The sequence below is a fragment of the Polaribacter sp. 2305UL8-11 genome, assembly GCF_058147165.1.
Map to the genome: position 1 here is coordinate 113722 of NZ_JBYVJW010000013.1, position 9200 is coordinate 122921.

General features: G+C 26.1%; 10 protein-coding genes. 5 read left to right on the plus strand and 5 right to left on the minus strand.

The window, feature by feature from the left end:
- The first annotated feature begins 1 nt into the window (after position 1).
- The 3 genes from ACY2RW_RS12735 to ACY2RW_RS12745 all read left to right on the plus strand — a co-directional run bounded on the left by ACY2RW_RS12735 (position 2) and on the right by ACY2RW_RS12745 (position 3995).
- The gene (locus ACY2RW_RS12735; protein ID WP_490123105.1) at positions 2-1297 is read left to right on the plus strand and encodes a phenylacetate--CoA ligase family protein; all 1296 of its coding nucleotides are present in this window, start codon (positions 2-4) and stop codon (positions 1295-1297) included.
- A gap of 28 nt (positions 1298-1325) precedes the next feature.
- Positions 1326-2504, plus strand: a complete 1179-nt coding sequence (locus ACY2RW_RS12740) for a glycosyltransferase family 4 protein (RefSeq protein ID WP_490123106.1) — start codon at positions 1326-1328, stop codon at positions 2502-2504.
- A gap of 108 nt (positions 2505-2612) precedes the next feature.
- Complete coding sequence (locus tag ACY2RW_RS12745; RefSeq protein ID WP_490123107.1) at positions 2613-3995, plus strand: exopolysaccharide biosynthesis polyprenyl glycosylphosphotransferase; 1383 nt, start codon at positions 2613-2615, stop codon at positions 3993-3995.
- On the opposite strand, the gene ACY2RW_RS12750 is transcribed toward ACY2RW_RS12745, so the two are convergent.
- The 5 genes from ACY2RW_RS12750 to ACY2RW_RS12770 form a co-directional block, all read right to left on the minus strand.
- Positions 3975-5147, minus strand: a complete 1173-nt coding sequence (locus ACY2RW_RS12750; RefSeq protein ID WP_490123108.1) for a lipoprotein N-acyltransferase Lnb domain-containing protein — start codon at positions 5145-5147, stop codon at positions 3975-3977. The genes ACY2RW_RS12745 and ACY2RW_RS12750 overlap by 21 nt on opposite strands.
- Positions 5148-5152: 5 nt before the next feature.
- Complete coding sequence (locus ACY2RW_RS12755; protein WP_490123109.1) at positions 5153-6223, minus strand: putative type IX sorting system protein PorV2; 1071 nt, start codon at positions 6221-6223, stop codon at positions 5153-5155.
- 71 nt (positions 6224-6294) lie between these two features.
- A complete protein-coding gene (locus tag ACY2RW_RS12760) occupies positions 6295-7278 on the minus strand; it encodes a YheT family hydrolase (protein WP_490123110.1) in 984 nt (327 codons plus the stop codon).
- A gap of 3 nt (positions 7279-7281) precedes the next feature.
- Entirely contained in the window at positions 7282-7653 is a 372-nt protein-coding gene (locus tag ACY2RW_RS12765) for a hypothetical protein (protein WP_490123111.1), read from the minus strand.
- A 1-nt stretch (position 7654) separates the two neighbouring features.
- A complete protein-coding gene (locus ACY2RW_RS12770) occupies positions 7655-8047 on the minus strand; it encodes a hypothetical protein (protein WP_490123112.1) in 393 nt (130 codons plus the stop codon).
- A 101-nt stretch (positions 8048-8148) separates the two neighbouring features.
- Between ACY2RW_RS12770 and ACY2RW_RS12775 the strand changes: the two genes are divergently transcribed.
- On the plus strand, positions 8149-8907 hold the full coding sequence (locus ACY2RW_RS12775) for a CDP-alcohol phosphatidyltransferase family protein (RefSeq protein WP_490123113.1): 759 nt from the start codon (positions 8149-8151) through the stop codon (positions 8905-8907).
- Positions 8885-9151, plus strand: coding sequence for a VOC family protein (locus tag ACY2RW_RS12780; RefSeq protein ID WP_490123114.1), 267 nt, complete (start codon positions 8885-8887; stop codon positions 9149-9151). Before ACY2RW_RS12775 ends, ACY2RW_RS12780 begins: the two co-directional genes overlap by 23 nt.
- The last annotated feature ends 49 nt before the right edge of the window (positions 9152-9200 follow it).

Consider the following 9200-nt stretch of genomic DNA (forward strand, 5'->3'; position numbering starts at 1 on the left):
GATGAACATATTAGATTTCTCTTTAAAAATAAATAATTACCCAATAAAAAAGGCAAAGTCTGAGTTGGTTGCAATTCAACAATTAACAGAAAAAGAATTTGAAAAATATGTAACAATAAAGAAAAAAGAAATTGTTGACTATCACATTAAAAACAATATATTTTACAAAAGCCTTCTAAAAAATAATAACTTAGAATGGCATAATTTACCAATCTTAGAAAAAAAAGATTTACAAATCCCACTAAAAGAAAGATTAAGTCCTTCATATACCCTTAATAATATATTTAAAAACAAAACTTCAGGTTCTACAGGAAACCCATTTTATTTTGCAAAAGATAAATTTACACATGCCTTAACTTGGGCTATTATAGAAAACAGGTTCAATTGGCACAATTTATATGGCAAAAAACAGGCAAGGTTTTATGGGTTACCTAAATCTGGTAATAGTAGAAAAAAAGAACTATTAAAAGATTTTTTTTCGAATAGATATCGTTTTGATGTTTTTGATTTGTCAGATTTAGCTTTAAAAAAATGGCTTAAAAAATTTGAAAGTACAAAGTTCGTTTATCTTAATGGCTATACATCTGTTTTGGTGTTTTTTGCAAAATTTCTAATAAAAAACAATATTGTTTTAAACAAAATATGTCCAACATTATCAGCTTGTGTTGTAACTTCTGAAATGTTATTTGAAACAGATAAAGAAATTTTAAAGAAAGGTTTTGGGGTAAAAATTATCAATGAATATGGAGCTTCAGAACTAGATTTAATTGCATTTGAAGATGCATCAGGAGAGTGGATTTTAAACACAGAAAGTATTTTTGTAGAAATTATAGAAAACAATAAAGTTATAAATGATGGTGAAGTTGGCGATATTGTAATAACCTCATTATACAACAAAGCACATCCATTTATAAGATACAAAATAGGAGATAAAGGAGCGTTAAAAAGGGTGAATTCTAAAAAAGTAATTTTAGAAAAATTAGAAGGTAGGAGTGAGGATATTATAAAACTTCCTAGTGGAAAAACGGCACCTGGACTTACTTTTTATTATATTACAAAGTCTGTAATGGAAGATTCAGGAAATATAAAAGAGATTAAAGTTATTCAACAACAAGTAGATGCTTTTGTAATTGAATATGTTGCAGATAAGCAGTTAGAGAAAGAGGAAGAATTTGAAATAAAAGAAGCTTTAAAAAAATATTTAGAACCTAATTTGCACATTAAATTTGTAAAGCTAAACACTTTAAAACGCTCTAAAAGCGGAAAATTAAAGCAATTTACCTCTCTTTTAAGATAATTTCTCTCATTTTTAAACACAATTTAATTTGAAAAAAAACATTGTCATTATTTCTAACTATTATCCTCCAGAAATGGGTGCAGCTGCAAATAGAATTCAAAATTTGGCAGCCTCATTAAATAATATTGGTAATAATGTTCAAGTTATTTGTCCTTTACCCAATTATCCAGAAGGTAAAATTTTTAAAAAATATAGAGGTAAATTTTATAAGAAAGAAAATATAAATAATATTAGCGTACGCAGATATTGGATTTTTCCATCAAAATCAAAAAATTCAATTATAAGACTGTTTAGTATGCTTTCTTTTGCGTTTTCACTATGGTTTTCTATATTCTCATTGATAAAAAAAAAACCAAATGTAATTATCATACAGTCACCTCCATTATTAGTAGCACTTTCTGCTTTGTTATTAAGTAAAATTCTTTTTTGTAAAAACATTTTAAATGTTTCTGATATTTGGCCATTGTCTGCACTAGAATTAAAAGTGATAAAAAAAGGAGTTTTTTATCGATTTTTAGAAAAAATAGAAAGATTCAACTATCAATTAGCGGATAAAATTATGGGGCAATCCAATGAAATTGTATCACATATTAAAACCATTGTTAGTAAAGATACTTTGGTGTATAGAAATGTTCCAAAATACAAAAAATACCCTCAAAAAACTAAATCCGTAAAAACTTTAAAAATAGTGTATGCTGGGTTATTAGGTTATGCACAAGGCATTTTAGAAATTTGTAAACAAGTTAATTTTAAAGATTTAAATATAGAATTTCATATTTATGGAGCAGGTTTAGAGGAAGATGAAATAAAAAAAATAGCAAATGAAAAGAATAGAAATATTTTTTTTCATGGAGCAAAAAAAAATACCGAAATAAAACAAGAAATTTTAAAATATGATATTGGTTTTGTACCCTTAAAAAATAAAATTTATGGAGCAGTACCCTCTAAAATTTTTGAATTAATGCAATTGGGAATACCAATTCTATTTTTTGGTGAAGGAGAAGCTACTAAAATCATAAACAATAATAAAATAGGTTTTTGTTGTACTTCTAATAACTTAGAAGATTTAAAAAAGTTATTCTTTAAAATTGATAAACTGTCTAATGAAAACTATAAAATATTGAGTAATAATTGCTTAAATGTCCATAAGAATAAGTATTCTTTAAAATTTCAAACAGATAAAATGTATGATAAAAAGTTTTTATAGTAAGTATTTTAACATTTTTTTATAAATTTGTTATATACTCAAAATGACGATTCAACAATTGCTTTTTTATTTGTGAGCCCTAAATATTTAATTAAAAATCATTAACTGTTGTCTACTAAAAATTCAAGCTTTAATTTATCTGAACGAAAACTTCTTTTAAGATTAATAGATATTTTTGTTTTAGTCTTTAGCATTTGGCTTGCCTACTATTATTTTAATTTTAATTACATAAGTTTTACAAGCAATTCTATTTTTAGTTGGTTATTATTATTAATTTTTTATTATTTAATAATAGGTCAAATTTTTCAACTCTATAATTTAGATGTTTCTAACAATCGTTATAAAGTAGTAAGTGCTGTTGTTCTCACTGCGTTTATAACTACAATATTTTATATTTTTACGCCATTTTTATCACCAGAATTACCTCCAAACAGACTTAAAATTGTATATTTTTTCTTGTTATTATCCTTTCCTGTAATTTTATGGAGGTTTGCGTACATTTCTTTAATTTTTTCTCCAAAATATTTTAAATCTTTAATATTTATAGGAGAATCTAGTGAGATAGAAAAAATTATCAAAAGAATAGATAATGATTCTTTTCATAGAGTAGAAGCTTATATTTCTGATAAAAAAATTGACGGGGTAAATGGTTTTGTAAGTTTAGATGGAGCAAAAATTGCTTCTATTATTCCCAAATCTATGACAGTAGACATTGTTGTTTCAGAAAAAAACTTATCAAAAAAGCAAATTAATTCTATGAATAAAGAGTTGATTTATTTATTTGAAAGAGGTGTAAATATTTTAAGTTATGAAAGTTTTTATGAAGAAATAACTGCTAGAGTGCCAAAAGAATATCTAAACCACAACTTTTATAAGCACATTAATTTTAGTAAAAATAATACAAATAACTTTTATCTTTTTGGTTTAAGAATTACAGATATTGTAGTATCTATATTTGGTATTCTTTTTTTATTATTACTTTCTCCAATTTTGTTAATCTGTAATGTATTTGCAAATAGAGGTCCTTTTTTTTATACTCAAAAAAGAGTTGGTAAAAACGGAGATGTTTTTAAGATTTTTAAATTAAGATCTATGGTAAAAAATGCAGAATCTGGTAAGGCTATTTGGGCATCTAAAAACGATTCTAGAATAACCTCATTTGGTAAATTTTTAAGAAAAACCAGAATAGATGAATTACCACAATTTATAAATATTTTAAAGGGTGAAATGAGTTTAATTGGGCCAAGACCAGAAAGACCAGAGTTTGTAAAAGATTTGGAAGAAAAAATACCTTTTTATGCCATTCGTCATATTATAAGACCAGGTTTAACAGGTTGGGCTCAAGTTAATTACCCTTATGCAAACACCATAGAAGAGCAAGAAACAAAATTGCGTTACGATTTGTATTATATTAAAGAAAGAAGTGGCTTTTTAGATTTTAAAATTTTTATAAAAACAATTACAACAATCCTATATTTTAGAGGTCAATAATATTTTATTTATATATAAATATCTAACCAAAAGCAATACTAAAACTGGTATGATTGCTGGAGGAAAACTTTGAATTTTAAAAATCCAAATTATAGGAATAATTAAAACAAACATCAATAATAATCTTACATAATACAATAACCATTTCTTTTGATAATTCTTAGAAAATATAAATGCAATAATAATATTAGGGAAAAACGCCCAAAGTAAATTATAATTATTTGGAGCAGTAGAATGGCTTGAAAAGAACCAAAGAAACCCTAAAATACAACCAATTAAGCCTGTTATAAATAATATCGTAAAATCTAAAGATTTAGTTAATTTGTTCTTTTTTGCATCTTTATAAGTAATAAAAACACCTAAAATAGATAATATGCTAAGTATTAAAAGCGGGTTTAATAAAGATGTTTTTTGTTCCTTTTCTTTAAAATCTAAAATAATATCTTCTCTTTTAACTAATTTTTTTGAGTTAGAAAATGTTGCTTCTTTAAAACTTTTATACACATAATCTGGTAAAAAAAGATATTCTTCTGTAGCGGCTTTTTTATCTAACTTTATTCCTGCTATTAAGTTTAACCCTAGACTACCCCAAGTGTTCCAGTGAATTTCATTATTAGTTAATTGTCTAAAAGTTAAATTTGAATTCGCATCATCAATAGTAAAAATAACACTATCTCCAAGAATAGATTTTGTAATATCTCTTAGTTTTGTTGCACAATTATCAAAATATGGATCATAATTGTAATCTCTATTTTGAGGTAGTGTATTATTTTCTAAATAAATAAAATATTGTTGTCTTTCTGCTAAAGTTAAATTAAGTACTTGTTGCTTTATCCAACGTTTTTGTTTTTTATAACTCGCTAAAAAATATTTAAAATCATAGCTTGCCAAGCTATAAATCATATTCCCTTTTGCAAAATTTGTATAGAAATTAGGTTGGTTAAAATCGAAAATACCATAGTTGTAAACTAAATCTAATTTTAACATGGGGTCTTTAATTCGGATTGCAGAATGCCCAAAAGCTTCATACAATTCTTCTCCTGGACCAACAGTTACAATACTTATTTCTGAATATACAGAAAGTTTAACCTGAGCGTTTAATGTTGATAAAGTTATAAGGGTAAAAAGTAGAAAAATGTATTTTTTTATCATAAGAATTAACGTCTAAAAAAACTATAATCTATGGTTACAGAAAAGATATTAGAATACAAAGCATTACCAACACTACCAATATTAGTCAAAGCATAATCTATTTGAATACCATTATATTTAAATCCTACTCCAAAATTTGGTTGTAAAGAAAGCGATTTAGTGTTGTCAAACTCTGTAATGTATTGAAAATTACCAACACCAGCTCTTAAATATACCAAATCATCATAATCTAATTGAAAACCAGCTGCAGGATCTATACTAGCAAACTCTGAAGAAAAAATATCATTAGTTTGTGCAAAACGAATGTTTAAATCTACTTCTGTTAAAAGATTAAGAAAACGACCTAATCTCCAGCTTTTAGCAACACCCATTTGCAATTTAGGTTTTGTAAGTTCTGTAGTTTCTGGAGCATCTTGGTTTTGCCCAGGAATAGCATTTTTTATTTTATTAAATTCATCTTCATCAACAGCCCAACTATTAAATGTTGTTGTAATATCTCTAACCATTACTCCAAAATACCAATTATTTCTTTCAAATTGAATTCCGACATCAAAACCAAAACCCCAAGAAGAGGCAAAGTCTCCAATAATTCTTCTTATAATTTTAGCATTTACACCAAATTTAACATCCTTAAAAAGAAGATTTCTAGCATAAGCAACGTTAAATGCATAATCTACAGAAGAAAAGAGTTGTATTCTATTAAAATCGATATTTCCTTGGCTATCTATTAATTCTGTAGTGTTTAAAATATCATCTACACCAAAACGAATAACAGAAATACCTAAAGCACTTTGTTTATCTATTGGCATTGCAAAACTAGCATGATTATAATTGGCAATTCCTGCAAAATAAGAGGCGTGCATTAAAGACCCTTGATAATCTTCTATACCTACTAAACCTGCTGGATTCCAGTAAATAGAATTTGCATCATTAGTAGTAGCAACAATACTTTTACTCATTCCTAAACCTTTGGCATCTACACCAATTGTTAAAAATTCATTCGAATAATTTCTAAATGCTTGTGCAGTTAAAAATAATGGGGAAAGCAGTAAAAAAAGCGTTATATTTTTTTTCAAAAGACTTATTAATTATCTATACAAATATCTAAAAACATACTAAAATAACAGTAGTTTTTTAAAGATATTGTCTACAATGTATGAATCTTAATATTTTCTTTGATAAACCTTTCTATTCTGCACTCTAGCCAAGTATTTTCTGATGCTTTAAAGGAAGACATAAAACCTACATGACCACCGTAATTTGGGCTTTCGAAAAAGAAAAAATCAGAATTATGGGCTTCATCAAAAGGAAAGCATTCTTTAGATAAAAAAGTATCATCTTTTGCATTTATTAATAAAGTAGGTCTTTTAATTTTAGATAAATAGGGTTTTGCACTTGCTTTTTCCCAATAATCTTCTGGACTTTTAAACCCAAAAACGGGTACAGTATACAAGTGTTCTAAATGCTTAAACTTTGTGGCTTTAAATAATTTATCTTTGTCTAGGTTATAATCAGGAAATTTGTGTGCCTTTTCTAACAACTTGTTTTTCATTGTTTTAAAAAACACTTCCATATATAATTTGTTTTTTAATTTTTCCATTTCTACTTCTGCAGAAGCAATATCTATGGGTACAGAGACAGCAATACCACCTTTTATTTTTGTTGATAAATGTGCCCCTTTTTCACCTAAATATTTTAAGGTTAAATTGCCACCTAAACTAAAACCAACAATAACAAAGTTTTCATAATCATAATTTTCTAAAAGATGGTTTAAAACAAAATCTAAATCCTCAGTTTTTCCACTATGATAAGTTGTCAGTAAATTATTATCTTCTCCAGAACAACCTCTTAAATTAAAGCAAACCGCATCTAAACCAATTTTATTTAAATGTTTGGTTGTAGATGCCATATATCTAGATTCTGAGCTACCTTCTAATCCGTGTATTAATAAAGCTAACGTTTTTGAGCCCACCAAAGAGAAATCTAAATCTATAAAATCTTTATCCCAAGTTGTAATTCTTTTTCTTAAATAGCTACAGACATCTTTCATAAAAAGAGGTCTATACATAGTATTAAAATGACCATTTTTAAAAGGTAAAGTAGGGGAGAAATCTGATGTAAAAACAGGCATTTTTTAATTTTTTAGATTTTTAGAAAACAAAACAATACTCCAAATTAGTCCTACAGAAGATCCAATAAATGCAAGACCAATTAAGAAAGTTAAAAAATCATTATTTATATTACTTTTAAACTCGTAAGAGTTAGTTAGCTTACTAAAAAAACTTCCGTAAGTCATACCAAAACAACTTGCCCATCCTGAAATTAAAATAGCAAATTTTAATCGATGTTTTTTTAAAACTAAAAAAGCTCCAAGTAATAAAATGCCGCCAAAAATAAAATCATCAATTATAAATAGCCAATTTCTATTTTTGCCCCAACTCCTAATACTTTCTCCAATCATTAATCCTACAGCTAGTAAAATACCTAAATAAGCGTTTAATTTCATGTTATACGATTTTAGTTTTTGGTAAGTTTAAAACAAAAGATATTATAAAAGATATAAATGAAAATAATAATAAAACTAAAAGAATATTTCCAACAATATCTGTATTATCATTTATAATACCATTTTGTTTTGCTTCAAATCTCAAAGCCCAAGTTCTAAAATTTAAACAGAATTCAAAACCCCAAGCTCCGCACAAAACTCCTAATTTATTTTTGTCTTTTAAAGCGATAAAACCTCCAAAAATTAATAACAAAATAGCAATGATATCTATAGATGTTTGAATAATTGATTGACCATATAAATATATAAAATAACTTTCTCCTATTGCATGAATAATAGATACACAAATAGAAACCCAAGCAAATTTTTTAATAAAATAACTAGAGAAAATCATAACAACATTAATTTATTGTTTACAAATATGACAAAATTTTAAGGATTATGAAAACCAACAAATTTCATTTTCTTATTTTAGCTTTTAAATCAAAATAAATAATGAATATTAAAAAACACATTCCTAATTTATTAACACTTGGTAATCTTTTTTGTGGAACCTTAGCAACTATTTTTGCAGTTCATGGTGATTTTATAAATGCAGCTTTATTTGTGGTTTTAGGAATTTTATTCGATTTTTTTGATGGATTTGCTGCAAGATTACTAAATGTTACTGGAGAATTAGGAAAACAGTTAGATTCTTTAGCAGATATGGTTACAAGTGGTGTTGTGCCTGGGATTGCGATGTTTAAATTGTTATCTGAAGAAAATGGAATAAATTATTTTGGAGAAAAAAGTGAAATTGGAACATCATTTGTGGGTTTTCATTTAGAAATATTTCCTTTAATAGGTTTGTTACTAACTTTAGGTGCATGTTACAGGCTAGCAAAATTTAATATAGATTCAAGACAAACAGATTCGTTTATAGGTTTGCCAACACCAGCCATGTGTTTGTTTGTAATTTCTTTACCTTTAATTCAGCATTATTCTGATATTGAATTTGTCCAAAATTTACTTTCTAACAATTATGTTTTAATTGCAATTACATTGCTTTTAACCTATTTAATGAACGCAGAAATCCCTTTGTTTTCTTTAAAATTTAAAGACTATTCTATTAAGAATAATATTGTAAAATATTTATTTTTAGTAGCTTCTTTGCTTATGATTATTTTATTGCATTATATTTCTATTCCATTAATCATCACATTATACATAGTTTTATCTATAATTAGTAATTATGGAAAAAAAGCAACAGTTTAAGTCGATAAGAGCATTTATAGGAGCTAAAAATTTTGAAGAATCTCGAAATTTTTATAAAGATTTAGACTTTACAGAACTTACTTTATCAAAAAATATGTCTTACTTTAGAGTTGATGAAAAACTCGGGTTTTATTTACAAAAAGCCTATGTAAAAGATTGGGTAGATAACTCTATGTTGTTTTTAGAAGTAGAAGATTTAGAAGCTTATTTAGAAAAAGGCTTAATGGCAAAAAATGGTTGGTAAAAACCTCTGAATCCCTTTGTAATACTGATTAAATTAAAAGTTTATTGAA

What these genes read in the sequence shown, in the direction of transcription:
- ACY2RW_RS12770 (WP_490123112.1), bottom strand. Translation starts at nt 8,047, where the DNA reads ATGATTTTCTCTAGTTATTTTATTAAAAAATTTGCTTGGGTTTCTATT.
- ACY2RW_RS12765 (WP_490123111.1), bottom strand. Translation starts at nt 7,653, where the DNA reads ATGAAATTAAACGCTTATTTAGGTATTTTACTAGCTGTAGGATTAATG.
- ACY2RW_RS12780 (WP_490123114.1), top strand. Translation starts at nt 8,885, where the DNA reads ATGGAAAAAAAGCAACAGTTTAAGTCGATAAGAGCATTTATAGGAGCT.
- ACY2RW_RS12750 (WP_490123108.1), bottom strand. Translation starts at nt 5,147, where the DNA reads ATGATAAAAAAATACATTTTTCTACTTTTTACCCTTATAACTTTATCA.
- ACY2RW_RS12760 (WP_490123110.1), bottom strand. Translation starts at nt 7,278, where the DNA reads ATGCCTGTTTTTACATCAGATTTCTCCCCTACTTTACCTTTTAAAAAT.
- ACY2RW_RS12775 (WP_490123113.1), top strand. Translation starts at nt 8,149, where the DNA reads ATGAATATTAAAAAACACATTCCTAATTTATTAACACTTGGTAATCTT.
- ACY2RW_RS12735 (WP_490123105.1), top strand. Translation starts at nt 2, where the DNA reads ATGAACATATTAGATTTCTCTTTAAAAATAAATAATTACCCAATAAAA.